General features: G+C 57.9%; 23 protein-coding genes and 2 pseudogenes. 12 read left to right on the top strand and 13 right to left on the bottom strand.

The features are described 5' to 3' along the window. Positions 1-425 precede the first annotated feature (425 nt). Positions 426-1,100, top strand: a complete 675-nt coding sequence (locus ABSE61_RS31020) for a hypothetical protein (protein ID WP_423874980.1) — start codon at positions 426-428, stop codon at positions 1,098-1,100. 798 nt (positions 1,101-1,898) lie between these two features. Here ABSE61_RS31020 and ABSE61_RS31015 read toward each other — a convergent pair. From ABSE61_RS31015 to ABSE61_RS31005, 3 genes are all read right to left on the bottom strand, one after another. After that, positions 1,899-2,162 (bottom strand): hypothetical protein, encoded by a 264-nt coding sequence (locus ABSE61_RS31015; RefSeq protein WP_423874979.1) that lies wholly within the window; start codon positions 2,160-2,162, stop codon positions 1,899-1,901. Next, a complete protein-coding gene (locus ABSE61_RS31010) occupies positions 2,159-2,620 on the bottom strand; it encodes a hypothetical protein (protein WP_423874978.1) in 462 nt (153 codons plus the stop codon). Before ABSE61_RS31010 ends, ABSE61_RS31015 begins: the two co-directional genes overlap by 4 nt. A 266-nt stretch (positions 2,621-2,886) precedes the next feature. Next, positions 2,887-3,105, bottom strand: coding sequence for a hypothetical protein (locus ABSE61_RS31005; protein ID WP_423874977.1), 219 nt, complete (start codon positions 3,103-3,105; stop codon positions 2,887-2,889). A 1,263-nt stretch (positions 3,106-4,368) separates the two neighbouring features. Between ABSE61_RS31005 and ABSE61_RS31000 the strand changes: the two genes are divergently transcribed. Continuing rightward, entirely contained in the window at positions 4,369-4,758 is a 390-nt protein-coding gene (locus tag ABSE61_RS31000; protein ID WP_423874976.1) for a hypothetical protein, read from the top strand. Positions 4,759-4,843: 85 nt separating this feature from the next. On the opposite strand, the gene ABSE61_RS30995 is transcribed toward ABSE61_RS31000, so the two are convergent. The 5 genes from ABSE61_RS30995 to ABSE61_RS30975 form a co-directional block, all read right to left on the bottom strand. Beyond that, positions 4,844-5,077, bottom strand: coding sequence for a hypothetical protein (locus ABSE61_RS30995; RefSeq protein WP_423874975.1), 234 nt, complete (start codon positions 5,075-5,077; stop codon positions 4,844-4,846). Positions 5,078-5,339: 262 nt separating this feature from the next. After that, positions 5,340-5,612 (bottom strand): hypothetical protein, encoded by a 273-nt coding sequence (locus ABSE61_RS30990; RefSeq protein WP_423874974.1) that lies wholly within the window; start codon positions 5,610-5,612, stop codon positions 5,340-5,342. Between the two features lie 103 nt (positions 5,613-5,715). Next, positions 5,716-6,933, bottom strand: a complete 1,218-nt coding sequence (locus tag ABSE61_RS30985) for an HlyD family secretion protein (protein ID WP_423874973.1) — start codon at positions 6,931-6,933, stop codon at positions 5,716-5,718. A gap of 43 nt (positions 6,934-6,976) precedes the next feature. Further along, positions 6,977-8,584 (bottom strand): DHA2 family efflux MFS transporter permease subunit, encoded by a 1,608-nt coding sequence (locus tag ABSE61_RS30980; protein WP_423874972.1) that lies wholly within the window; start codon positions 8,582-8,584, stop codon positions 6,977-6,979. 89 nt (positions 8,585-8,673) lie between these two features. Continuing rightward, positions 8,674-10,140 (bottom strand): sensor histidine kinase, encoded by a 1,467-nt coding sequence (locus ABSE61_RS30975; RefSeq protein WP_423874971.1) that lies wholly within the window; start codon positions 10,138-10,140, stop codon positions 8,674-8,676. A gap of 572 nt (positions 10,141-10,712) precedes the next feature. On the opposite strand from ABSE61_RS30975, the gene ABSE61_RS30970 reads away from it, so the two are divergent. From ABSE61_RS30970 to ABSE61_RS30935, 8 genes are all read left to right on the top strand, one after another. Continuing rightward, positions 10,713-12,005 (top strand): MFS transporter, encoded by a 1,293-nt coding sequence (locus tag ABSE61_RS30970; RefSeq protein ID WP_423874970.1) that lies wholly within the window; start codon positions 10,713-10,715, stop codon positions 12,003-12,005. Then, positions 11,995-14,148: an amylo-alpha-1,6-glucosidase gene (locus ABSE61_RS30965; protein ID WP_423874969.1), complete on the top strand. Its 2,154-nt coding sequence runs from the start codon at positions 11,995-11,997 to the stop codon at positions 14,146-14,148. Before ABSE61_RS30970 ends, ABSE61_RS30965 begins: the two co-directional genes overlap by 11 nt. Positions 14,149-14,462: 314 nt before the next feature. Then, positions 14,463-16,592, top strand: coding sequence for a molybdopterin-containing oxidoreductase family protein (locus ABSE61_RS30960; RefSeq protein ID WP_423874968.1), 2,130 nt, complete (start codon positions 14,463-14,465; stop codon positions 16,590-16,592). Between the two features lie 207 nt (positions 16,593-16,799). Next, a complete protein-coding gene (locus ABSE61_RS30955; RefSeq protein WP_423874967.1) occupies positions 16,800-17,234 on the top strand; it encodes a MarR family winged helix-turn-helix transcriptional regulator in 435 nt (144 codons plus the stop codon). A 74-nt stretch (positions 17,235-17,308) separates the two neighbouring features. Continuing rightward, positions 17,309-17,818 (top strand): 2Fe-2S iron-sulfur cluster-binding protein, encoded by a 510-nt coding sequence (locus ABSE61_RS30950; RefSeq protein WP_423874966.1) that lies wholly within the window; start codon positions 17,309-17,311, stop codon positions 17,816-17,818. Beyond that, entirely contained in the window at positions 17,815-18,801 is a 987-nt protein-coding gene (locus ABSE61_RS30945; RefSeq protein WP_423874965.1) for an FAD binding domain-containing protein, read from the top strand. Before ABSE61_RS30950 ends, ABSE61_RS30945 begins: the two co-directional genes overlap by 4 nt. Before the next feature lie 41 nt (positions 18,802-18,842). Beyond that, positions 18,843-21,116, top strand: coding sequence for a xanthine dehydrogenase family protein molybdopterin-binding subunit (locus tag ABSE61_RS30940; protein WP_423874982.1), 2,274 nt, complete (start codon positions 18,843-18,845; stop codon positions 21,114-21,116). A 166-nt stretch (positions 21,117-21,282) separates the two neighbouring features. Beyond that, the gene (locus ABSE61_RS30935) at positions 21,283-22,509 is read left to right on the top strand and encodes a serine hydrolase domain-containing protein (RefSeq protein ID WP_423874981.1); all 1,227 of its coding nucleotides are present in this window, start codon (positions 21,283-21,285) and stop codon (positions 22,507-22,509) included. Here the strand turns inward: ABSE61_RS30935 and ABSE61_RS30930 are convergent. From ABSE61_RS30930 to ABSE61_RS30920, 3 genes and pseudogenes are all read right to left on the bottom strand, one after another. After that, complete coding sequence (locus ABSE61_RS30930) at positions 22,471-22,653, bottom strand: 2OG-Fe(II) oxygenase family protein (protein ID WP_423874964.1); 183 nt, start codon at positions 22,651-22,653, stop codon at positions 22,471-22,473. The two genes, ABSE61_RS30935 and ABSE61_RS30930, sit on opposite strands and share 39 nt — an antisense overlap. Next, positions 22,634-22,928, bottom strand: a pseudogene (locus ABSE61_RS30925) (adenylate/guanylate cyclase domain-containing protein); the annotation flags it as partial. The pseudogene ABSE61_RS30925 and the gene ABSE61_RS30930, both read right to left, overlap by 20 nt. Positions 22,929-23,018: 90 nt before the next feature. Continuing rightward, complete coding sequence (locus tag ABSE61_RS30920) at positions 23,019-23,156, bottom strand: hypothetical protein (RefSeq protein WP_423874963.1); 138 nt, start codon at positions 23,154-23,156, stop codon at positions 23,019-23,021. 129 nt (positions 23,157-23,285) lie between these two features. Between ABSE61_RS30920 and ABSE61_RS30915 the strand changes: the two genes are divergently transcribed. After that, positions 23,286-23,582, top strand: a complete 297-nt coding sequence (locus ABSE61_RS30915) for a hypothetical protein (RefSeq protein WP_423874962.1) — start codon at positions 23,286-23,288, stop codon at positions 23,580-23,582. Between the two features lie 534 nt (positions 23,583-24,116). Here ABSE61_RS30915 and ABSE61_RS30910 read toward each other — a convergent pair. Continuing rightward, on the bottom strand, positions 24,117-24,896 hold the full coding sequence (locus ABSE61_RS30910; protein ID WP_423874961.1) for a Crp/Fnr family transcriptional regulator: 780 nt from the start codon (positions 24,894-24,896) through the stop codon (positions 24,117-24,119). 456 nt (positions 24,897-25,352) lie between these two features. Beyond that, entirely contained in the window at positions 25,353-25,544 is a 192-nt protein-coding gene (locus tag ABSE61_RS30905; RefSeq protein WP_423874960.1) for a hypothetical protein, read from the bottom strand. A 332-nt stretch (positions 25,545-25,876) separates the two neighbouring features. Between ABSE61_RS30905 and ABSE61_RS30900 the strand changes: the two are divergent. Then, a pseudogene (locus ABSE61_RS30900) lies at positions 25,877-26,156 on the top strand (transposase); the annotation flags it as partial. Positions 26,157-26,411 lie beyond the last annotated feature (255 nt).

Here is a 26,411-nt window from a genome sequence, read left to right as displayed (position 1 = left end):
TCCTCAAGACGGAGCGACCGCCCGTCACCTGTGATCGTTCAAATAGTTACCGCAGAAGACTTGATCCCACGACCGCGCCGCCAGCCCATCCCGCGTGAGCGGGTTCGTTCTTTGGCACTTTTTGGACATGGGGCCATGTCCGACATGAGTCCGTTATCGGCACCAAAGCGGACGTCCGCCGGCCGCTCCAAGTTTATGGGTTCACGCCCTAAAGGCTGGTCGACATGGGCCTGTGAAGGCAGAGTCTTGGGGGCGTAGCTGGTGAGGTGGTCGACATGGGCCTGTGAAGGCAGAGTCTTGGGGGCGTAGCTGGTGAGGTGGTTTGGACCATGCTAATCCTCACAGCGATCGCCGCCATTGGCGCATGCATTGCTGCGTATCCTATCGTCGTGACTTGGTTGGCCTGACTCTAGGGAGAGCAATCGATGCCGACATTCTTCACGACACTCACAATACTATCTCAAGTTTTCACCATCGTGATCGCGATCGGCGGTGCGTTAGCTTTTTTCTTTCGCAAGTGGGTGGGCGCCTGGATCGATGCTCGCTTCAAACGTCAACTAGATAAGGAATTGAAGGAGATTGATCAGAGGTTTCTTGAACACTTAGAGGAAAAGAAAACCTCGTTAGCTAAGGAATTAGCTTCCGACGTGGAACGATTGAAGGCAGATCTTGCAACATCTGGCGAACGGAGCAAGCGCGAGCTGGACGCGGAATTTCGCAAAAAAGCTCAGGTGTTTGAGAAAAACTCCGCGCATTATGAAACCTTTGCCGTGGGTTATGCCAATGTAATTACAGAGCTGTACGCGTTAGACGGCGAGTACCTTAATATCCTTGAGAGCACCCAAAAGGGATTGGGCGATAAAATTAGAAATGCCTACCTTTTGAAGGCTCGACAGGCCCTTAACGAGACTAGGGGAAAGTTAGAGCCGCTCGGCATCTATCAAGAAACCGATCATGTTGTGAGGGAGGCGAAACTATTTGCTGAGTTATCCCGCTTCATAACCGATGGAGCGCATAACAAGGAACGTCTGAACGAACTTGCGTATGAAAAGGGATTAATCGGAGCCGAAATGCAGATGGAATTGATGCGCGGAATTTAGGTTGAAACGCTTGCTTGTATCGGTCCTGCTTGGCAGCGAAGATCGTCTTTATGTCCATCGAAGGCGCGGGCGACGGCGGGAGGCAGCTCAGGCGGCTTTCGGATCACCATGTGCGCCCTTCAGCTTGGGCAGCCTAGATGTGGACGCGGTGCCGATAGCTTTCTTCCGGCGCACATCGGCCGGCCGTTCAGCCGGAGTGGATGGCGGCCTAAGTGTTACTGTTGGCAATCCCGTCGGCCCCTGTGCCCGCGGCGCATTCATGCTGTTCTTGATACGGTCGCCGTTGCATCCCGCCAGCAAAGTTGCGAGGGCAAGGATCACCAGTATGCGCATCGATGGCTTGATCTCCCGGATGTGAATCGGTCGGCCCCCGCTTTTAGGACAATTGGATTGGTTACCACCAACTGATGCGGCCTTACTGCAATCCTTCAATGATATGAGTGTCTAGCCACTTCAACGGTGTGAGTGTCTAAGCAGTCATTGTTTCTGAACAGGCTTCGCAGCGATGAGGCAATCTGCCGGCGATTATTCCGCTCTGGGCCGGGCGGTATCGACCGAGCAAACCGGAGCACTTGGCGACGCATCTCGATAAGCTCCGGCATGGTATAGAGGCGCGGTGAGGGAATCTTTCGGTTGGCTTGGGGCATGATGCTCCCCCTCGGATACCCAGTAATGATACCGATCTGGCCACGTCGCAAAACGACTCCGATGTTCAATATTGCTCACTTCTTAAAAATCTAACGATTCAAACTCAGGCAGCGGATCGTCAAACGATTCGGCTCCAGCCCTTTTTCGCCATCAAGCGAACATCTCGGCGGCGGCTTGCGTGAACTTCACGTAAGTGCCGCTCTCGTGCTTCCAGAGCAGGCCGCGCTCACTCGCAAGCTTCAGGCCAGCGCCATACTGTTCAGGCAATCCGCCGTGTTCGAAAAGAAACGGGCCATTGATCTTCTCAACGTGGATGCGACCATCCTGGATCGGCTCAACGGTGCTGGCGATCTCGAGGAGTTTCTGCATTGCGGCTTCAGGGTCGGCATAGGGTTTTGTCTCAGCAAACTTCACAAACGGATTCCTTGTCGCTCGGCGGCGTAGATATGCCCACGATGATCGTAGCTCTCGGCCCGCTTCCAGCTATCGAATCGGACGCCACACACGCAACGCATCATCGTGCTGAAAACCTCTGACGGCAATTTTTCGCCGCGTGCCCACCCAGCATATTTTTGCTCTGTCCAATCCCGGCTATGCCGCCATTCCTCGAAGGCGTCGTCGGGTATGTTCGGCTGCAACCCACACCATGCCACCTCAAAGCCGGCACGTGCTTCGTCAAAGCTGGTCGCTGTACCGTAGCGATGCTGCCCAAGATGCAGACCGGGATAGAAGCCACAAGACCATTGCCATTGATCAACGTCGACCGGAACTCCCGCGCGTTCGCCGATCGTGCCCACGCGTACATCGTCGTAATAGACGTGCCAGGTGACTCGGTGCGGATTGTCGGAGCGGCGGCGGGTGAGGCTGCGCATCGGAAGGCGGCCTTAACTTGCTAGGCCGACACTGGAAAGCAGACGACGTCCAGGATCCGTGTAGCCGAAAAAAATAACAACTTCTGCGGCAATGATCAGAAGGAGCGCGATCTCGCCTATGGTGATCTTTGTCTGCGGCTGCATCCCCCATGATTCCGCCGATCGGGCGCCAAGGGAAGCCGCTAAGTCTTGGGGCTGCGGACAGGCATGACACCAAACTAAGGCGACTTCGCTTTCCCTCTATCCGAGCGCCGACACGCGATGATCTAGATCGGCATTTTCTTCGCGGCTAGGCCTTGATCGGTGATGCGATAGCAAATGAGGCCATCAATAATGCTTCTTTCGATCCAACCTTTTGCCACGAGCTTTTCAATAAATGAGGGTGTCGCAAGTATTTTAGATGCCTTGACCCACCCCGCGTCGCGCAATCGCTGAAGCAGTCGCCGCTCGTGATGGTGGGGAATCTCGGAACGGTTATGCGCCATCACACCCCCGCTGCAAAGTCGTCCTAGCTGTCGCAACAAATCGGTGTGTTGAACTTTGCCGCAAGTCGCGGCAGGATGAAAGTGTCGGCAGTCGGGTTCGCAGCGTCGCGGCTTTCCCAAGGAGACCAGCGCGGACATGAAACGGGAGGATTTAATCCTCGCGACGGCGCCGCATATCGATCCGAACAGCCCGGCCGCGAAAGGCGGACCTTGGGCGCGCGAAAGCGCCCCGATGGGGATGGATTTTTAAAGCAAATCAGGAGCCGGCGTACGGCTGTCCCTGCATCCACGATTCTAGAAGACTAACAGGTGTTCCGAAGGTGCGGCGCGTCCGCGAAGGCAGGCTCGATCTAGCGTCGTATCTCGCCGCCAAATCCAGCAGGCGCCGCTTTATGAACGGATCGGCGTTCTCAGCCAGGCTGCGACAACGATCTGCCTGCTCTTTCAAAAACGAACTGTCCACTTTCGACTCCTACGCAACGGATTAACTTGGCACGGCTTGCTTGGCTGTTTCTAGTGTCCCTGGCTTATTCAGATTGAGTTTTCCCTCATTTCCCCTTCGCCCTTTAGCCCCGAGCCGATTAACGTCAACGCCGACTCTTTCGTGGCCGCGAGTCTAGAAGATCCGGTAGCGGTGACAGCTGTGGACGCGGCTCGGGACTTTGCTCGGTGGCCGGATCGTCCTGAACCTTCGCCTGTTGCCTGCGGCTCATCACAAGCCCTATTAGGCCGGCAATCACCAGCAATGTGCCTGCTATCATGAGCCAATGCGGATATTCCATTTTGGAGCACTCCTACGAGCAGCCCCTCATTTCTTCGCCTTCAGCCCGAGCTCGACCAAGCGGAGCGGGCCCCAATCTAAAGTATACGCGCCAAGGCGCCACGAATGGGGATGGATTTTTAAACAAATCAGTGAGGTTCGCGACAGTTTCACTTCGACGACGGGTACCCGTTTCAGCAGCTATTCAGCGCTGTGGCAGAGTTTTGCGGAATGAATCAACAAATCGAGGCGACCGGCTATTCAATGCTGTCGCTCGAAGTGGAAAGTGACGAGGAAGAGGCCTGACGTTCGCGCTCCGATGCCTGTAGTTGTGAGGCTTTCCATGAGCATGTGGGGGCGATCAGCGTCGGCTAGCGCGCGGGTCGCGGTCCAAAGCCGAGCGGTGTAAACAGCAGCAATCCCCTAAAACCAGCGACCAGAACGTCAGTTATTGCCCTCCTCCAGAATCGGATAGTCTCATATTTAGCTTCAGGAGAGACAGCATGGATAAGGATAAGGGTATTGTTGAAAAAACGATTGAAGCCGTGGAGGAGTTCGCGAGCGAGGTAAAGGACGCCGCAAAACACATGATGGACCCGGACCCTGTAAAGCCTGGGGACGAGGTCGTCATGCTGCCTATGGCTGATGACGGAATGTTCGGCGCACCTATGGCGCCGCAATTTATGGTCATTCACAATCGAAAGGGACGTTCTAAAAAGCCGCCAAAAATGGCTGCTAAAACGGCAGCTAAGAAAGCCGCCAAGAAGTCGGCGAAAAAGGCCGCAAAGAGAGTGTCGCCGAAAACGGCCAAGAAATCGAAAGCAGTCGTAAAGAAAACGACCAAAAAGGCTGCGAAGAAGAAGAAAAAGAAGGCGAAGAAGTCGAGGCGTTAACGTCGCAATTAAGCGAGCCTACACGTTGGGGATGTTGGTGGTGTACACCGGACAATCGGCGGTTACTTCCACTCGGCGATAAGGGCTAGGACTGCTGCGTTTGCCGTCTGCCCGTTACGGGATGTGGCCCCATTTCCATCGGCCCAGCCGTCATCTGTTGCTGCGCTGGCGGTTTGTCGAAGTCATTGCGAATACGAGCATGGGCAATTTCACGCCAACGCTGGGCTTGTCCTTGCCACTTCCAGGCGTTTTCGGGTTCATCCCGCGCACGTTGAAGGCACCACAATTCCATATCGCCGTAGTCTGCAATGTCGTTCATGCGTTGCTCCCAACAAAGCACTTTGAACTAAACACGCCAAATGAAAAGACAGAGCCATTGACACATTCACCATTGTGTTCCCGACCAGACGGGATTATTCCGCCGGCTTTCTGCTAACGCCTTGGCCCTCCGGAGGGAGCGATGCCAACGGCGATGCCGGCCACGACAAGATGCCGAACCCCATTCGCAACGTCATGCCGCTACAGGACCAGCATAAGCCCAACTGGCACGCCAGACAGAGCGCGGGGCTTCGGTCCCGCGCTCACGGCGCATGAGCACCAAGAAATGAAATAGGCCGCCAACTGAGAGGGCCCTTACTTTCGCTTTTCTTCTTTCGATAAGTCGGACAGAAAATCCGCCAGCGCGCTCTTCCCAGAAGGCTCTGCGAAATGAGCGCCTCGACATCGGTGGTGATTGAAAAGTGTACGACGTCGTATGTTGCGGACAATACCATCAGCACAACGCCCGCGATGGTCATCAGCCAATTGTGGCGCGCGGAAAACCCGACGATCCGAACAACCAGTGACTTCAGCATTTGATGGATTCCTGTGTGCCTCTGTGAACAAATCCGAAGACCAATAAAGTGATCGCATGCCGCGTTGATGTTAGAATCGCCGCGCTTGAAGGTCTGCTGGTTTTTAGCGGATGGTGACCGTTGGTACCACCGACATGCCCGGTCCAAGCTGCACATCGGGTCTGTTGTCGAAGGTGATCTTGACCGGGATGCGCTGAACAACCTTTACATAATTGCCTGTGGCGTTCTGGGCGGGTAGCAAGCTGAACGCGGTCCCGCTCCCGGACTGCACGCTTTCGATATGTCCAGGGAAACTTCGCCCAAATGCATCTATCGCGATGTCGACGGGCTGACCCACCCTGATGTCGGCTAGCTGGGTTTCCTTGAAGTTCGCCGTCACCCAAACGTCGAGCGGGACAAGAATCATGACGCCCTGCGCTTGTGTGGCAAGTTGTCCGACGGCTGCCGTTAGTCTTGTGACCCTGCCATCCGCGGTTGCATGGAGTGCGGTTCGCGTCAGGTTGGCGTCGGCGGTCGCCTTTTGCGCTTGCGCTTGGCCGAACTGGGCTTCTGCGTTTTTCCGCTGCGCCTTGAGAACGTTGATTTGACGGTCGGCGACTGTCTTGGCGGCCTGAGCTGCGGCCAGCGCCGCGCTGTTTGCCTGAAGCTCCGACGTCGCCTGCTGAGCTCGTTGCACCGTGCCTGCACCTTTTTCGACAAGGTCCTGATAGCGGGTGTTCTGTTGCTTTGAAAAATCGAGCGTGGCCTGCGCCTGAACCACCTGAGTGTCGGCCTGCGCTATCTGCGACTCCTGCGCGTAGACTTGCGCGGAAAAATTGTCGATGGTCGCCTGGGCCTGATCTATCTGAGACTGCGCGAGATCAACCGCCGCGCGGTAGTCGCGATCGTCGATCTGGACGAGCAGCTCGCCAACCCTGACGATCTGGTTGTCGGTGACCGGCACCTGGACGATATTGCCGGTCACCTCGAGATTTATCGATATCGGTCGTCCGTCGATGAAAGCGTCATCGGTGTTGGTATAGTGGCGGCTGTTAAGGTACCAAAGAATGCCTCCAATCACCCCCGCGACGACAATGACTGCGCTCACCGCGACGGCGATCGGATGCGCGCGTAATTTGGTTATGACCCCTTCCTCCTCCTCATTCGCCGCTTTTGCGACTTCGTCAGCGTCTTCGACCGTTTTCGAATCCTGCTTCTCCGCCTCGTTTTGCGGGGTCGGAAGATGATCTCGTCGTCCGCGCGTCGAATCTCTCTCTTCAACCGGCGTTAGTTTTTTCGTCGCTTCGTCACCCGGATTCGCGTCGCTTATCTGATCGGACATGACAGTCTCCAGGAGTTTTCAGGGCCGTATGTTCGTTGCCGCTTCATGCCGCGACTGGCTGTTTGCCGGCTTTCACAGACCGCAGTGTCAAGGCAAGCGGAACAAGGACCGCTGCGATAACGCCCAGGACAACAAATACATCGATGTAGGACAGGAAGCTGGCTTGCTGCTGCACGGTTTGCCCGATCCAGGCGATTCCGGTCTGCGCCGCACTGCCGCCCGTCGAGGGCTGGCCGGCAAAGTAGGACTGAGCATTGGTGATCGTTTGATGATATTCCGGATTCCAGGTTCCGACCTGCTCTGAGAGCCGGGACTGGTGGAATTGCTCGCGCCGGGCAAGCACGGTCTGCGAGATCGAGACGCCGATCGAGCCGCCGAAGTTGCGAGCCAGATTGATCAGCGACGATGCCTGATCGGTTTTGCTCGCAGGAATACCGTCATAGGAGGCCGTGGTGATCGGCAAAAACATGAGGGGAAGGCCGACCCCCACGATCATGCGAGACCAGGCAAAATAGCCAAAGTCTGTATCGCCATATAGACTTGTCAAATAGTACATGCCGTACGCTACGAAGGCGCCGCCCGCCGCTATCAGATATTTGGGCTGGATGAAACTGAGGCGGCCAACCACGAACATCATCACCATGGTGACGATGCCCCCCGGCGATAATGCCAGGCCGGAAAGCGTGGCCGTGTATCCGTAATTCTCCTGGAGCAATTGCGGCAGCATCTGAGTGGTCGCGATCAGAATCGCGCCGACCCCCAGCATGACGACAAAACAGGCGCCGAACTGGCGGCTGAATAACATTCTGACATCGATGATCGGATTTTTCTTCATCAACGCCCACGGAATGAACAGGACAAGCGCGGACGCCGAGAGGGATGCGAAAGTTACAATGAAGCTTGATCCGAACCAATCGTCCTCCTGTCCCTTGTCGAGGACCACCTCGAGTGCGCCCAGGAACGTTGCGACGAGAACAAAGCCGACCAGATCGAAATCGAGTCCTTTGGCCCACATTTTTCGTCGTTCCTCCCGGTCCTTCTGTTTGTCTTGGATGAGAAAATAGATCGCCACGATCGAAGCGAGACCGACGGGTCCGTTGATGAAAAAGCACCAGTTCCAGGACCAGTTGTCACTGAGCCATCCGCCCAGAACGGGCCCCACCACAGGGGCCACAACGATTGCCACGCCATAGATAGCGAAGGCCTGACTGCGCTTGTTGGGAGGGAAAGCGTCCGCCAGAATGGATTGAGCCACCGGCGTCATGCCGCCGCCGGCAAGCCCCTGCAGCACCCGAAATACCAGAAGGGATGTGAGGTCTTGTGCAAGTCCGCAAAGGATCGAGCACGCCGTAAACGCCGCGATGCAGGTCAGGAAAAAATTCCGTCTCCCGAAGGCGCCGGCCAGCCAACTGCTCGCGCACAGCGCGATGGAGTTGGCGACGAGATAGCTGGTGACGACCCATGCAGCTTGCGATGGTCCGATGGCAAGGCCGCCAGAAATATAACGTAACGCGACGTTGGCAATCGTCGTGTCGAGCACCTCCATGAAGGTCGCGACGGAGACTATCACCGCGATCAGCCAGGGATTTGTTCCGCTGGCGCCGGCGCCGGCGGATCCTGATCCAGGTGGTGCTTTCGTTGAGACACTCATTGGCTAAGATGCAACTCCGAAAAAACTGAATTTTCGCTATCTCGTCTTTTCAGCTATTTTTCCAAGCCGAACATTGGAAAGGCACATCGTTAGGGTCGGGCGTAATCGCTCGAACGCAGCAGATTTTCCCGCTGATCCCCGGCAGTCATAGTCGGTAGGGATGCGTCGATTGAGTAGAGTAATCCATTGGGCGAGAACTCGATCTTTGGTGGGGCACCAAAATCCTGCGAGGCAAGTTTTTCGAGCAACAGGCTGCCGAAACCTTTGCGGGTTGGAACGACGACTGGCGGTCCGTCGCGCTCCTGCCATCCAAACTTGAATCGGGCCTCCTGGGCGGTTCCCTCGGTCGACCAATGAACGTCGACCCGGCCTTTGTCCGAGCGAGAGAGGGCGCCATATTTGATGGCGTTGGTAGCGAGTTCGTGCAGCAGGAGCGCGAAGGTTTGCGCCGTCCTGGAATTCAGCATCACGTCCGGACCGGTGGCCACTATGCGGTCGGAAAATCCCTCAAGCTCCAGCCGGATGATCTCAGCCACGAAGGCACCCTGGAATCCCTTGTTCATCAGCGCCGATTGACTACGGGCAAGCGCCTGAAGGCGCCGCATAAGCGTGTTGCGCTCCTCGGCGAGCGGCTTTGTTCCGGCCAGGCTGCGGGAAACGATGGATTGGATCACGGCCAGCAGGTTTCCGCCCCGATGTGCGAGTTCGTTCATGAGGAACCGCTGATGCTCTTCGACATGCTTGCGCTCTGTAATGTCGTAAGCACAGTTGATTGCGCCTGTGGCCTCGCCGCGCTCATTGTAAAGTGAGCGGATATTTACGACGGCGGTAAGCCGCGAGCCGTCGGGCCGCTCGACGATTACTTCCTCGTCATTGACCTCCGACACTTTTCCAGAGACCACCCACGCCATGGGACACTCATCGTGGGGCATTATGCTCCCGTCCGGCCGGAACATTCTGATCGAGCCGCAGAACCGTTCGCTGTCATCCCCGCGGGCCGGGGTGCGCCCCCAAAATTCCGTAGCACGCCGGTTGAAATCCTGGATGACGCCCTGAGCATCGCAGGAATAGACGGCTGCGGGACCCAATTCGAACAGAGTGCGAAAGCGCTCTTCGCTTGCCCTTAACGCTCCTTCGGTCCGCTTTCGTTCGGTTATGTCGCGGACATTGCACTGCACGACCTGTGTGCCGTCCTCGTCGTAGCGGTTGGCCACGATTTCAACTTCCCGCTTGTCGCCCGATTTCGATTTTAGTGGCAAATCCTCGTATCGGACCTGGCCGTTTTGCTGCAGTTCGCGAAACGCGGCCTGGCTCGCCTGTTCGTCCTTCAGCAGGCCGATTTCCCAAAGCTCCTTGCCCAGTAACTCTTCGTGCCGGTAGCCGAGCAGGTGCGACATGAAAGGATTGGCATCTGTGATTTTCCGGCTGACGGAGTCCAGGATAAGAACGCCATCGTGGGCCGCTTCGAAAAGCCGGCGGTAGCGGACTTCCGATTGGCGTATAGCAACCCGGAATGCAAGATCGTCGGCTATATCCTGGGTGATCGGAATATCCATTAAGCGCGACGTCCTGTACGGCAAAGACATCGGCACCAATCGGCAAGTGTACTTAAAACTCCTAAGGAGCTTCACGTCGAACTATCCGATTGTTGCGCCGACTGCGCTATTGGCGACTGCGATGCGAATTTATGTCCCCATGTTGCAACAGCTCTGTCAGGCAAAAGGTCCGTTTCGCCCGAAGAAAACAGAGTGAGCTATATTGCTCACTCTCCTCTTCTCCGTCGGAGAAATATCAGTCATTTTCGTAAGACACATCTTCCGGCGGCTCAATTATATTGTTCACGGCTACAACGGTGGAGTTGTTAATTCCCTCCTCCCGCTTTCGCGGGCCCGCATAGGGAACGATCCTGGCTTCGGGATATTGGCGTAGAGGTTAGCCGTCTTACTGATTGTCAACTTACTTCGATTTTAAGCTTCGCTCTGTTGAAAGTTATGTCGGGGTCGACGATGGCCATGGGGCGCGTACCTCGACCTTTTTGTCCGCGACATACGAACCAGGTTGGCGTTGTGACGCTTGCCGAAGGATGAGAAAGCTAACGGATTACCAAACGAACGGCGGAGTCGAGAGAATGGTCATTGCTGCGGATTCCGCAGAAGCAGCGGAAGCAGTTGGACCATCGCCATCTGATGCCAGCTTGCGCGGTCTCGATGGCGTCAACCTGCTCCTCGCAGGAGCTTTGTCCGGCTTCGGTCCGTACGTCGCCGCATTTCTAGCCGGGCAAAATTGGACCCAACAGAGCATCGGCATTGTGCTAACGGCAGGTGCAATCGCCGGGTTGCTGAGTCAACTACCTGGCGGCGCTCTGCTCGATGTGATTCGATCGAAACGAGCCGCGGTCGCGCTTGGTGCCGTTATGGTTGCAGCCGGCGCGCTTATTATTGCAGTCTGGCCAGCTTTCCCAGTGGTGTTGGCCGCTCTGGTCCTTCAAGGGATTACCGGTGGCTTCTTGGGGCTGGCGATTGTTGCCATCAGCCTTGGTCTCGTCGGCAACACTGCGCTCGCCGCACGACTCGGACGCAATCAGCGTTTTGCCTCGATGGGAGGCGTTGTAGCGGCTGGCCTCATGGGCCTCATCGCCTATTTCCTGTCGTTTCGCGCGATATTCTTCCTCGCCGCCGCACTGGTGCTTCCGCTGCTCGTTGCTCTTGACCGCATCCAGCCCGCAAATATCCATTTCGGCCGTGCCTCGTGTGCTCCAGATCATCAAGGGCAGGGCAAGCCGTCGAAAGTGAGGCTCCGAAGCCTTTTGAAGAATCGCAGCCTGCTTGTATTCGCAGGTTGCATATTCTTATTCCAGATGGCTAACGCGTCGGTTTTGCCACTCGCCGGTGAAGCGCTCGCGTATAGCAAGGAGGCACGTTCCTCGCTCATCGTCGCGGCGTTAATCATGGTACCGCAGGTAATCGTGGCGATAATAGCGCCATGGGCCGGACGTCGGGCGAACACATGGGGCCGCAGGCCGCTGCTGCTTGTCGGATTCGCGGCGTTGCCGATCCGTGCGCTGTTCTTCGCCTGGACCAGCGATCCAATCATTCTGGTCGTCGCTCAATTACTCGACGGACTTAGCGCGACGATGCTTGGCGTGCTCACGGCGCTGACCGTCGCCGATCTCACGGCGGGTACCGGCCGGTTCAATCTTGCGCAGGGATTTGTCGGAACGATTTCAGGGATCGGCGCTTCGCTCAGTACCACGCTTTCGGGTCTCCTGGCCGAACGCCTTGGCCGTGCGGCGGGATTTCTGGGCATCGCAGCCGTGGCCCTAACCGCTGTGCTTCTCCTATGGTTGCTGATGCCTGAAACCAACCCCTCAAATAAGAACCACTTACGAACTTCGATGAAGGATCCGCTGCATGGCGTTTAAGGTTCAGGTTGGCCCAGCCCACATCGCGATCCATCAGGGGCAGACCGTCCTGCTGACCGAAACCGATGGTCGGATAAGTTGGCCAAGCAAGGGCGGATTATATTTTCGCGACACCAGGGTGGTAAGTGCCTGGGCGATCTATGCCAACGGCGAACAATGGGACTTGCTGAATGGCGGCGCGGTTGCACCTCAGGCGGCGCGGATCTTCCTGACCAATCGCGGCTTCGCGACCGAAGACGGACCAGTCGCGGCGCGGACGCTGGGCCTGGCAATCGGCCGTCAGGTAGATGGAGGAATGCACGAAGACATTGACATCACCAACAACAGCCAGAAACCGGTTCGTTTCAATCTGGAGGTCGCGATGCGCGCCGACTTTGCCGATATTTTCGAGGTGAAGGGCGAAAACATCGTGCGGCGTGGTCACATCGTCACCTCGTGGTCCGCCAAAAAGGAAATACTCCGGATTACCTATCGCAACGCGGATTTTCGGCGGGAAGTAGTCGTCCGCACCGGCGACGGCGATGGCGCGCCGACGGTATACGCAAACGGGCGCTTGAGTTTCGATATTGCACTGAAGCCGGGTCAGGCCTGGCATCGTTGCCTGATCTACGATCTCGTGGATGGCTCAAAAAGCACTCGGTCTTCGCGGGAATGCACGTATTCCAGTGCAAAGTCGAGCCACTCACGCGATATGGACGAATGGCAGCGGAAGGTTCTTAAAATCGAGACCAGCAACGAGGAATTCTATCGCTGCTATAGTCAGGGTGTGCAGGACATGGCGGCCCTGCGCCTTCCTTTGCAGGGTACAGATCACATGGTATTCGTGCCGGCCGCAGGTTTGCCGTGGTTCGTGGCGTTATTTGGCCGTGATACCTTGATCGTCTCATTGCAGACGATGATTGTCTATCCGGAGTTCGCCGCAGGGACGCTGGAGGTTCTGGCGCAGTATCAAGCAACGGAGCGCGACGACTACCGTGACGCCGAGCCAGGCAAGATCCTGCACGAACTGCGTTACGGCGAACTGGCGCATTTTAAGTTGATACCGCACACGCCGTATTACGGCACGGCGGACGCCACGCCACTTTATTTGATCGCGCTTCATGCGGCATGGAAGGCGACCGGCGACCGCACGCTGATCGAGCGGCATTTGTCGAATGCCGAAGCCTGCCTGACCTGGATCGACAAATACGGTGATCGCGACGGCGACGGATTCCAAGAGTATCAGACGCGGTCGGCAGCCGGCTACGAGAACATGGCGTGGAAGGATTCCGGAGACTCCGTGATGTATCCTGACGGTACACCGGTGCGGGGCCCGAAAGCGCTGTGCGAATTGCAGGGCTATGTCTACGACGCTTGGCTCCGCATGGCGGAGATCTATGAAGCACTCGACAACAAACGCCGTGCCAGCAGACTTCGTACGAAGGCGGCGGTCCTGTTCAAACAATTCAATGAGGTGTTTTGGGACGAAAAATCAGGTTTCTATGCCTTCGCTTTGGATGGAGAGAAGAAAAAGGTTCTTTCGGTGGCCTCCAATGTCGGGCAGTGCCTCTGGTCCGGCATCATCGCGCCGAAACGTGCCGCTGTTGTTGTAAAGCGGTTGATGCAAAAGGACATGTGGAGTGGCTGGGGAATCCGCACGCTGTCCTCGGATCATCCCTCATTCAATCCGTACAATTATCAAACCGGTGCCGTGTGGCCACATGACAATTCGCTGATTGTGCTGGGAATGCGACGCTACGGCTTTGATGCAGAAGCCGCGGCGTTGACGCGTGACATCAGTGGTGCCGCGAGTCACTTCTTGTTAAATCAATTACCCGAACTTTATGCGGGTTTGCAGCGCGACCCGACAGGTTTTCCGGTGCAGTATCTCGGCGCCAATGTACCGCAAGCCTGGGCCGCAGCGACGCCGTTCGCACTCTTACAGGCGATACTCGGGCTCCAACAGGATGCTCCGGGCGGAAAGCTATATGTTGATCCCGCGCTGCCGGCGTGGCTGCCGGACGTAAAGTTGATCGATCTGCGTCTAGGTCGGCGCAGATTCGATATCCGTTTCTGGCGTGATGGCAATACGACCCTATTCGAAGTCCTCAAAGGAAAGCATAGCGCGGTTGAGCGTAAGGCCGTTTCCGCTCTGTACAAATAACACGGACCGGGAAGCATATCCCGGCGGGATTGCAGTACCGTGCCCGGTGCGCGCCGTAACTTCCCTTTTGCGAATGGCCGCATCTGGCGCGAAGAGGTCATTCGTGGCTCGGAGGCTCGGTCCGGTGTTGGAAGTGGGCAGCTCCGCTCTGCGGCCTCAGGCGCTCCTGAAACGAATAGGGCGTTTTGTTGAGTTTTGAAGCTGGTCGTAGGCCCAATTCAGCAGGGCTTGGATTCAGCAACGTGCCAAATCGACAGATTGCAAACTTGCACTCAATTCACTGATAGGTATAGAAGTGTCGTTGTGGGGTCGACATGGTTCGCACCGTTGCAAGCACTTGTTGGGAATGCGCATCGAAATGCGGCTCGCTGATCACCGTCGAAGATGACGGCCACGTCAGCAAAATTGTCCCGAACACAAAAAGCCCCGTCTCAAAGGGCGCCTTCTGCGTCAAGGGTATGCGAGCGCTGCCTGAATGGACCTACCATCCTGATCGACTGATCCATCCGATGCGGCGCATAGGCGAACGCGGCAGCGGCCGGTGGGGACGGATCAGCTGGGACGATGCGCTTGACGAGATGGCCGACCGGATGGCAGCCATTCGCGCCCGCTATGGTGCACCGGCGCTGGTTGGCGCGGTGAGCGGAGCAGCATTTAGTCGGGGTCCTATCATGGCCTTGCTGATGCGGTCGATCGGTTCGCCGAACTGGATGATCAACCAGGATCTTTGCGGCGGTTGTCGTGCGGTCAGTGACAGGTTGACCGGGCTGTCCATAACAAATGGCGAAGACATTGAGGCTGCGGCCTGCATTCTGGTAGTCGGAAGAAATCCGTTGGCCGCGGATCCTGTGCAATGGATGGCTATCAAGCGTGCCAAGGCGCGAGGTGCATCGCTCGTTGTGATCGATCCCTTTCGTACCAGCGCCGCGGAAATCGCCGATCTTTGGTTGCAGCCCAATCCAGGAACCGACGCCGCGATCGCCATGGCGATGATGCAGCAGATGATTGCCGTCGGTCGCCATGATGCGGACTTCGTGCAGAAATGGTGCACGGGCTTCGATGCGCTTGCCGAGCGTGTCGCTCCGTTCACACCGGAATATGCGGCCTCGCTAACGGGCGTGTCAGCTGCCGACATCGCGAAAGCTGCGGATCTCTATGCCGCCGGGCCGTCAGTTTTCGTCAGCGGGCATGGCATCGACGCCGCCAGCAACGGCGTGCAGACCTTTCGCGCGTTTCATTGCCTTGTTGCGATCAGCGGAAATGTCGACCGAGAAGGCGGCAACTGGCGTGCAAAGAGCCCCGCCGGCTTCACGACCTACATGGATCTGCTGCATGATCCACGGTTTCGTCTGCCGAAAGATGTCGAGCTGCAGACGATCGGCGCTGCGGCTTACCCGTTGTGGGCGGGACCAGCTGGCTGGCAGACCGCCTGTCACAATAAATCCATGCTTGACGCCATCTTGACCTCGGACCCATATCCGGTGCGTGGAATGTACGTCAGTGGCGTCAACATCGCTGTCATGTATCCCGACACGCGTCGCACTCTTGAGGCGCTGAGGTCGCTCGATTTTCTCTGTGTTGCCGCACATACGATGACGCCGACGGCGGCTGTCGCGGATCTCGTGCTTCCCAAGACAACGACTCTGGAAGAAGAAGAAGTTGACATCAGCCAGACCGGCGCCTGCGTCACCTACACAGCCCCGGCTTCGACGCGGGTCGGAGAGGTTCGGTGTGACATGGAGATTGCCTCGGGCCTCATCGCTCGGATGCGCGACCGGGGAGCGTTGACGGCCGAACTGTTGCCGTGGACGAACCAGGCGGATTTGAACCGGTTTCTGATCGGTGACGCTCCGATCGATCAGATTGCCTTGCGCAGGGACGGCTTCGTCGAATTTCCATACGAACTCGGAAATTTCTCGGCGCAGGTTTTCAAGACCCCAAGTGGCAAAATTGAGCTCTACTCAAGCACGCTCGCGAATCTCGGGCTCGATCCGTTGCCGGATCACGTCACGCCGCTTTACGAGCGCGCAACAGCGCTGGTGAGTGTCGACTTTCCGCTCGTATTGCAGACCGGGCAGCGCGAGAAAACCTATCATCATTCGCGATTCCGCGAACAGAGTTGGGCCCGGAAGGTTTCGCCAGATCCGACCATTAGGATCCACCCAGAGACGGCCGCGCAAATGGGGCTTGTAGATGGCGCGTGGATTGTTGTCGAGACCGAGACAGGACCGGCGCCTTGCCGGCTTCGTGCAGAGATCACCGATCGGACCGCGCCTAACGTGGTTACGACCGGGATCGGATGGTGGCGCCCGGAGGCCATTGGCCCCGAATTTGCTGCGCTCGATATAAACATTAACGCGGCGCTGACATATGCCGGTCCGATGGACCCGATGAGCGGTTCGGTGGATACACGCGCGCTCCCTTGCCGGCTATTTGTTGTTTGATTGCGCTCCGATGCACCGATCTGCTGTTCTTTGCGCAAAGCGGCCGCTTGCATGTCGGCCATTTATTTAACGGCGATTGACGGCGCCAAACGTACGTTGCAAAGTTTGAGGCCGAGCTTCTCCGTTGGTTGGAATCTTTTGGTAGCCCGTTACAGCCATTGAGTAGCGTCGCTGGCGGTAACGAACCGAACATGCTTTTGTCCGCGCATGACCGAACCAACCTCAGAACAAGTCGAACAACTTACACGCGCCTTCGAGCGTTTCACGCGTCGTTTCAAGGTCGCTGAAGCGGCTGCTGCCGCCGAGAATGCGCTCAACGCACTGGATGCCCAGACGTTGACTTATATCGACGTCAATCCCGGTTGCGGCATGGGCGATGTCGCCCGTTATCTCAACGTCGCCATGACGACCATGTCCTCGGCCATCGATCGGCTCGTGAAGAAGATGTTGGTCGAGCGTCGGCGGCCGGAAGACGATCGTCGGGCGGTGGCGCTATCGGCGACCAACCAAGGGCATCAAGTCGTGGAGGAGACCGTTGAAGGTTACCGCCATGCATGTCGTATGATGTTGATTTCGCTTGAGCCTTCGGAACAAAGCGAGCTGATCCGCCTTACTGAAAAGATCGCCGACCACGAAACTTGAATAGTACGAAATTCGTACTATTTCGAGTGCATCGTCGGACTTCTTGGTGAAGACCGACCCGAACGGAGGCGCCCATGCCCATCGTCATCAATGGCGCGGAACACCCGTTGCCGGACGACAACCGGGTTTCGTTGCTTGACCTATTGCGGGAGCGCATCGGCCTGACCGGCACGAAAATGGGATGCAACCAAGGGGCCTGCGGAGCATGCACCGTCATCGTGGATGGAACGCGGGTGCTGTCCTGCCTGACCTTGGCGGTCCAGATGGATGGCTGCGCGGTGCGGACCATCGAGGATCTGGCGTCGGAAGATGGGCCACTTCACCCGCTGCAGCACGCCTTCATCGAGCATGACGGATTTCAATGCGGCTACTGCACGCCGGGCCAGATTTGCTCTGCCATCGCAATGGTCGAGGAGTTACAAAGGGGCGACCCCAGCTACGTTACTGTCGATCTCGTCGTAGGACCGAAAGGCGTGATGCGCCAGGAAATCCGCGAACGCATGAGTGGCAACCTGTGCCGCTGCGGCGCGCATAACGGCATCGTCGAAGCCATCGAGGACATGCTGAGTGGAGAAGCAGCATGAGGACGTTCGATTATCGACGCGCAGTCGACCACACCCAAGCGCTTTCCATCGCCGAAGCGGAGCACGCTCGCTATCTCGGCGGCGGTACCAATCTGGTGGACCTGATGCGGCAAAACATCGAATCGCCCGCGGCGCTGGTAGATGTGTCTCGCTTGAAGGGTACCATCGAGAATACGGCGGGCGGAGGCTTGTTGATTGGCGCAGCCACCCGCAACAGCGTTGTTGCCGCGAATCCTGTAGTGCGGGCGCATTATCCGATGTTGTCGCGCGCGTTGCTGGCGGGCGCCTCGGCGCAGATCCGCAATATGGCGACTGTCGGAGGCAACATTCTGCAGCGGACGCGTTGCGCTTATTTCTACGATGTCGCAGGTTCACGCTGCAACAAGCGTGAACCTGGCGATGGCTGTGACGCGATCGGCGGTTTCAACCGCTATCACGCCATCCTGGGTGCTTCAGGTTCCTGCATCGCGACGCATCCGTCCGACATGTGCGTGGCGCTCGCCGCGCTCGACGCGACGGTGCATCTCGTCGGCCCAGGTGGCGAACGCAAGGTGCCGCTGATCGATTTCCATAACTTGCCGGGTGAAACTCCGCAGATCGAGACAGTGCTTCGTCCGGGAGAACTCATCTCCGCGATCGAGCTCGCACCGAGCGCGGCTGCGGTGAATTCCGCGTATCGCAAGGTCCGCGACCGTTCGAGCTACGCATTCGCGTTGGTATCAGTCGCCGCGGGGCTGGAGGTCGTCGACGGCAAAATTAAAGACGTCCGGATTGCCCTAGGAGGCGTTGCGGCGAAGCCGTGGCGCGCCGTGCGGGCGGAAGAAGCTCTGCGTGGCGAGACTCCGGCCAGAGAGCGCTTTCTTGAAGCCGCTGGTGCCGAACTCGCCGCCGCCAGACCCTTCGACGGCAATGCCTTCAAGAGCGAACTGGCGAAAAGAACCATTGCTGCCATCCTCGGCGAACTCACGGGAGCCAGCGCATGAGCAAGCTGCAGAACACCATCGTCGGCGGTATCCGTACCGCGATGGGCTACGTCCCCTCCAGTTGGCTGCCCGGCGCCACGCCCGATCCGCTGATTGACCGGCGGGTCACTCTCGGCACGCAGCAGTCGCGCGTCGATGGGCCCGACAAGGTCAGGGGCGCGGCGCGTTTCGCGGCCGAAATGCCGATAGAGCGGTTGCTCTACGCCGCCTTCGTGCATTCGACAATCGCGCGCGGCAAGATCTCGGGGCTCGACGTTGCCGCCGCGGAGGCAGCGCCCGGTGTCGCGCTGGTGATGACCTATCGCAATGCGCCAAAGATGGCGTTGCCGCCGCCGATTGGCCTGACCAATCTCAAGGCCGCGGGCAACAACATACTACCGGTGATGCAGGATCCTGAGATCCGCTGGAACGGGCAGGCGGTCGCAGTGGTGCTCGCCGAGACTCAAGAGCAGGCCGACCAAGCCGCATCGCTGGTCGTGGCGCGCTATGAAGCGGCCGCCGCGCGCACGCATTTCACTGAAGCGAAGGCTCATGCGCGTACGCCAGACTCGCTGATGATTGAGAAGAACCGACTGAAGAAGGGCGACGTCAAAGCGGCACTCAAGGCAGCGGCAGGCAGCGTCGATGCGGTCTATCGCACGCCCTGGCACAATCACAATCCGATTGAACCCAACGCGGCGACGATTTTCTGGGATGGCGACCGACTGACCGTGCATGACGCGACGCAGATGCTGAACGGCACGGCCAGTTCGCTGGCCAAAGTTTTCGGCATTAAGGACTCGCAGGTCTATGTCAGTTCGCCCTTTGTCGGCGGCGGCTTCGGCGGCAAGGCGCTGTGGGATCATCAGATCCTAGGTGCCGCAGCGGCCAAGCTCGCCCGCCGGCCGGTCCGGATCGCCTTGTCGCGGGCCAGCATGCATCGCCTGATTGGCGGCAGATCGCAAACCGAACAGCGCGTCGCTCTGTCCGCCGATGCCGATGGCAAGCTCACGGGGCTGCTGCACCACGGCTTCTCGGTCAAGCTACCGCATGGCGCCTGCGACGAGGCGTTCACGCTGTCGGGACGCTCGCTCTATGCATCGGAAAGTTATGACGTGGTGCAGCATACGCTGGAGCTCGACGTGTTAGCGAACACCTTTATGCGCGGGCCGGGCGAGGCAGTCGGCACTTATGCGATCGAAAGCGCGATGGACGAACTGGCGCATGATCTCGGGATCGATCCAGTAGAGATCCGGCGCCGCAATGTAGGCGATCATGATCCCGTCACTGGCGCGCCGCATTCGCAGAGCGACTTAATGTTGGCCTATGACCTTGGCGCCGAACGGTTCGGCTGGAAACGCCGCGCGGCAAAACCGCGATCGGTCAGAGACGGCGAGTGGCTCGTCGGCATGGGCTGTGCGACCGGATCCTTCCCATATGTGCGGATGCCCGGCATGTCCGCACGGATTTCGATCAATGGCGATGGACGCGCGACCGTGTCGAGTGCGGCGCACGAAATGGGCATGGGTACCGCGACGGTGCAGCGGCAACACGCGGCGGATCGTCTTGGTCTGCCTCTGGAGAGAGTCACCGTCAGAATCGGCGATACCAGTCTGCCATTCGGTAGCTTTGCCGGCGGTTCGTCACAGACCGCGTCGCTCGGTGCGGCGATCAACGCGGCCAGCGTGAAACTGGCCGTCGAACTGCTGCGCGTGGCTGGCAACGATACGCCGCTTGCTGGACTGAGGCAGGGTGATGTTGAATTCGCCGACGGTGGGCTGCGCAAGATCGACGAGCCGTCGCGCTACGAAAGCTTCGCGTCGATCCTCAGGCGGGCGGCACGCAGCGAGATCAACGTCACGGGGGAAAGCAGCGCGCCTCTCGAAATGCTGAAGTTTTCGATGCACAGCAGATCGGCGATCTTCTGCGAGCTCCGCGTCAGTGACGTGACCGGTGAAGTCCGCCTTGACCGCCTGGTGGGTTCGTTCGATTGCGGTCGTATCCTCAACCCTAAGACCGCCGCGAGCCAGTTTCGCGGTGGCATGATCATGGGAATAGGCATGGCGTTGACCGAAGAGACGCTCCTTGACGAGCGTACCGGCCGAATCATGAGCGCCTCGATGGCGGACTATCATGTACCAGCCCATCTCGACGTGCCCGACATCGATGTGCTTTGGACTGATATTCCCGATCCTCGCACGCCGATGGGAGCCCGGGGCATCGGCGAAATCGGCATTACCGGCGTTGCTGCCGCCATCGCCAATGCGGTTTTCAACGCGACGGGTCTGCGCGTCAGGGACCTGCCTTTGACGCCGGATAAGATTCTCAGCAATTAGCGTGTCGCCACGCAGATGTTAGCCTAATGGCGGCTTCCGGCGCAAAGTGGCCGTTCGCGTTGGCGAAGCCGTAAACTCGCCGAGACAAGAATTGGGGGAAGACGACGTGAACTCACGCCATGTATTGCGGTCAGGCTTCTGCGCAGCGCTGCTGGGAATCGCCGTGATGCCGTCGGTCAGCGCGGAAGGTGCCTTCGATATTCCCGCGGGCGCCCATTTCAATCAAGACAAACTGGCAAAGGTCGGCGAGTTCTTCCGTAATGAAGTGACGATTGGCAAAATTCCGGGCGCGATCCTGTTGATCCAGCAACATGGCAAGCCGGTCTATTATGAATCCTTCGGCGTGCAGGATGTCGTCTCCAAGGCGCCCATCACTGACCAGACGATCTTTCGTCTGTTCTCGATGACCAAAGCCATCACTAGCGTGACAGCGATGGCGTTGGTCGATGAGGGCAAACTAAAACTCGAGGATACAGTCGCGAAGTACATTCCGTCTTTCGCAAATGTGAAGGTTGGCGTGGAGAAGAAGGCCGATGACGGCAAAACAACGCTCGAACTGGTGCCTCCGATCCGACCGCCGACCGTCCTCGACTTGATGCGTCAAACGTCGGGAATTACGTACGGCTTCTTTGGCGATAGCCTCGTCCGCAAAACGTATGCGACAGCAAATTTATACGATGGCGATTTTGATTTGGCTGAGTTCGCCGAACGGATCGCAAAGCTGCCGCTGCACAACCAACCGGGATCGCTCTGGCAGTACGGCCATTCCACCGACGTGCTCGCGCGGATCATGGAAATCGTCTCTGGAAAATCCCTCCTTGAGGTCGAGAGGGAAAAGCTGCTCGATCCACTCGGCATGAAAGACACGGCCTTCTTCGTCACCGATCCGGAAAAACAAAAGCTGCTCGCGCAGCCGATGCCGAATGACAGTAATTTCCGGGTCGGGCGCGAGAACGACCCGACCGTTTCGAAGAAGTGGCAATCCGCCAGTGGCGGAATGGTTTCGACTATGTCGGACTACGCGCGCTTTGTGCAAATGCTGCTCGATGGCGGCAAGTTTGAGGGTAGGACCATTCTGAGCCCCCAGGCCTTCAAACTGATGACGACAGATCAGATCGGTCCGGGTTCTGGCGTTGGACGCGACTTTTTCTACTTCCCTGGTGACGGCTTTGGCTTTGGGCTCGGTTTCGCGGTGCGTACTGATCCTGGCAACGCTAAGCCGCCACCGCCGGGCTCGCTCGGCGAGTTGAAGTGGGACGGTGCCAGCGGCTGCTATTTCGTGATCGATCGCAAACAGGATATGTTTTTCGTACTGCTGGAACAGACACCTTCGGAGCGCCAGCGTATTCAACGGTCAGTGAAGCTGTTGATATATGAAGCGCTCGAGAATTGATGGGCCCGTGGTCCACTGCATCATGAGGTCGCCGATGTTAACGACAAAACCGCCGCCCACGGACGGCACGTCGACCCATTCCCCGTCCTTGTTAAAGACCTGAAGGCCGCCCGGACGGTCTTCGGTGCGTGCCGGTTTCAGCATCTATGAGTTGGACGTTGACCCGCAGCCGATTTCCGCCGCGTTGCACCGAACCTTCAAGCACATAACGGACGCCGAGTTCGCGGCCAACCTGTTTTACGTCGACGTGCTTGCCCTTGTAGGTAAAGGCCGTGTTGCGCGCGATCACGAAGGCGCCCGGGATGCGCGACAGGTCCGTCGTCAAGCTTTCGGTGACGCCGTCCACGAATTAATCTTGTTCCGGGTCACCCCCCCAGATTGGCAAAGGGAAGGACCACAATCGAAAGGCGCGGCGGTGTGGCGGCCGACGCAGTTTTGGCTTGCGCGGGCTTGCCGACTTCGAGCGAGTAGGCCCGGATTGGTTCGGACCGGTTTCGCCGGGTGCATTATCATTCGAGGACCGAGATTCCGGGTGCGACCTGCTCTGCGACGGTCGGAAAGCCAAAAACACCTTTGCCAGGACGGCATCCCTTGTCGACGATATCGAAGCTTTCGATCTCGGAGCGCGCCGTAGTCAGTGTATTCACAGTTGCTTCCTCCTCGGTAGCGGTCGGTGAAGAAATCAATGATCTTATCAGCGCGTTAAAAAAGCGGCCCCCAAGATGGAGGCCGCTAAAATCCGATTACTGTCTGTCGATACCGACAGGTCGTCGGTCATGGTCAACATCTCTGTCGTGATCACCCTTGTTAATGATGACGGTATTGTCGCGATCCCTATGATCACGGTCGCGGTTGACGTCACGATCGCGATCTCTGTCACGATCTCCGTGACCCTCGCCAACCGTTACGCCGGCGGGGCCGACACCGACGCCCAACTCTTCCGCGCCAGCAGGCATCGCGCTGAGAATTCCAACTACGGCGGCGATCACTACGGCATACTTAATCATTGCGTGCTCCTATCGTTGTTCAACCCTGGGAGGGCAATGTCTCAACGCCGGGATCGTTCCGGCTAGCGGGCCTAAGCGACGGGCGATGTATTAGCTCACCATCCCCACCGCAAAGGTGCACGTAAGTCCTAAGCGGCACATGCATTCTGAATGCAGATAGAGCCGAAATCTGCGGGGTGCCGGTTTATTCCAAGCCAACATTCAAGTCGCTTTCAGATAGCGACTGAAAAGCGTTCGCTGGAATTGCACTTCACGCATTCGAAAGTGCGCATATCATAACCAGGTGCGGCCGGCTCGATTTGAGAAAGCCTCATGTGGTTGCCGCACTTGGAGCACGCCGGGATTCCGATTTCAGAACGGCTGTAGAGTGGATCGGGATGGGTGGATGGCATGACGCTCGCCCCAGATCAGGCGGGAGCACAAATACTCTCGGTCACCCGTAACTGCCGACAAGCGGCGGTCATACAACCACGATACTCTCCTGAGTTTCGGAGTCGCCGGTCACTATTGCTCACTTTTCAAAATAGTTATGCAGAAGCCTCGGCGCCGGCGCGGGTCCACTTGTTAATAGCCCGGCAAGGTGGTCGAAACCGGTTCTCGTCAATCCGTTGGGTCAGCCCCGCTCTTGTGCCGTCCCCGATTATGACCCTGCGCCGCAGTCGCGGGCGGTTTCAAAAAAGCGTCAAAGCGTTGCTTGACGACGGCGTAGCACTCGCATGACGCCTTTTCCAGGCCCGCTCTATCAAGCACCTGCATTCTGCCCCGGTGATAGCTGATGAGGCCGGCGTTCTGCATCGACTGCGCCGCAAGCGTCACGGATTTCCGGTTAGCCCCCAGGATGTGCGACAGAAATTCATGCGTATAGGGAAGCGCCTCTTTCCCGGCCCGATCGTGCATCATCAGCAGCCACCGGCACATTCTCTCTTCCGTCGTATGCATGGCATTGCATGCGACGGTCTGCTGGATCTGTGACAGCAGGGTCTCCGAATAGCTCACGAAGAGATCGCGGACGTGTTCGCTCTTTTTGAACTCATATTGCAGAAGTTGGATCGGGCACCTGACAGCGTGGCCCTCAAGCTGCACGAGGCATCGGTTGAACGACACCCGGCTATACATGGCGGCGAATAGGCCGAAGGCGCCTTCGCGCCCGATGTTGGCGGTTTCGATTGCGGCGCCGTTTTCGAGCACCGTCAGGAGGGAAAGAACTGAACCCTGCGGGAAATAGGCGTGCTTGAGCAACCCGCCGGCATCGCAAACCATCTCGCCAAGCGTGAATTCAACCGCCTCAAGATGTGGGTCTATCCGCTTGCGGCTGGCCGGCTCCAAAGCGCCGAGCAACTGATTGGTCCACACCTCATGATCCGTTTGCGCTTTAGGCATTCGTTGGGTCGTTCGCCTCCGCCCGTCTGGCGATTGCTCAGGGACGATCGCATCGTTCCATAAAACCGGCGCAACCCCGAGGCGGCTTTGGCCATCTAAGCCTGATATCTGCGGCAGGTATGAGCAAAACAGCTCATTGCCTGGATTTTCTTACCGGATGTCACGCCTGCGTCAGGTGAACTGCGTTCAGCTATCATCGCCGCGCTTCGATATGGTTTCCGGAGAAAGCGGCTATTGGGCGGCAGATCGGATTTCCGCAACAGAACACGAGCCGATGCGATGAGTATCTCCGGAGCCGGTCAGCGGTCGCACACCACACTGGCCAGTTTCAGACCGTCCATGCTTCCGGGCATGTTGATGTCGGTGAACAGCAAAGCAATTTTGGAGCAAGCATCCGCAGAAACGGGTCGTCATCGACGATCAGGATGACATGCGCAGGCCATGTCCGCCATCACGTCAATGAACCAAATGATTTTGTGCAGGGTCATGGGTCGGCCCCGGAGCCGCCTGATCAGTCCAAACACCCGCGATCCGAAGGCAATGCGCCTTCAAATTCGGGTTTAGGGTTTCTTTCGACAATTGCATCAAGTCCGACGCCAGACGCAGGCATTCCAACGCACGCTTTTGCTCGTCGTTCGAATTGGACACGGCGCACCTCCTTGGCTGAGGTGAGTCTTCGCACACCGGCCACGCCGTGTCGGTGGTCTATACCACAGACCATGCAGCAAGAGTTTGCCCGAATTCATCAACGGCGCTGCGAGTTGTTTGGCTCAAATCGATTTATCGAGCCGAGGCTTGCAAGCGCGAGGATTCGAAACCCTCAACGTCGCAAATCGGATATTTTTCGGCCCTGGAAATACGGCTCAACGGAGCCATGAAATCGGGTGACTTTATTTCCAGGGCTTTCTGAGCCATTTTGCGTGCTCGGCTTCCTGTTCACCGCGTCGATGAGATGGTCGAATTTGCAAACCTGCGACTTCCTGCCGAAGCAGCACTCCAGTGGAGGCAAGAACAGGCTCGGCAATATAAGCAAGCAGGGTGACCGCTATCTGCGCGGCCTGTTTGTGGCCGGCGCGCTTTCTGTCATCCGTTACGCCAAAGATCCATGGCACCAACCATCGACCCTGGCTTGCGGCCTTGCTGGCGAGGCGGCCGACTAGGGTTGCGGCTATCGCGCTCGCCAACAAAATCGCGCGAATGGTCTGGGCCATGATGGCCAGGGGCGAGCGATACAAGGAACCAGTCGCGCTTGCGCGATAAACGAGATCACGCCAGGTAACCGGCGTGATGTGAAAGTTGGGAGGGGCGAACAGCACGTAATGCAGAGCCGGTCGATCTGGCGATCAGGACAACCCACTTGTGCCATAGCATTCTAGAATGCGAGCTTTTGGTCGGGACCTGATCCGCGGAGGGCGTTATGGCCAGCGGTCATGTGAGCCGCATCAAAAGGCCGAACACATGGCTGCACCGACCAATGCTGCAAAACGTGAAGAAAGCTCTTGCCAACCCGGAGCC

The organism is Bradyrhizobium sp. (genome assembly GCF_049519115.1).
Classification (GTDB): domain Bacteria; phylum Pseudomonadota; class Alphaproteobacteria; order Rhizobiales; family Xanthobacteraceae; genus Bradyrhizobium.
The sequence above is the reverse complement of the archived record's forward strand: the minus strand, read 5'-3'. Positions and strand labels throughout refer to the sequence as shown.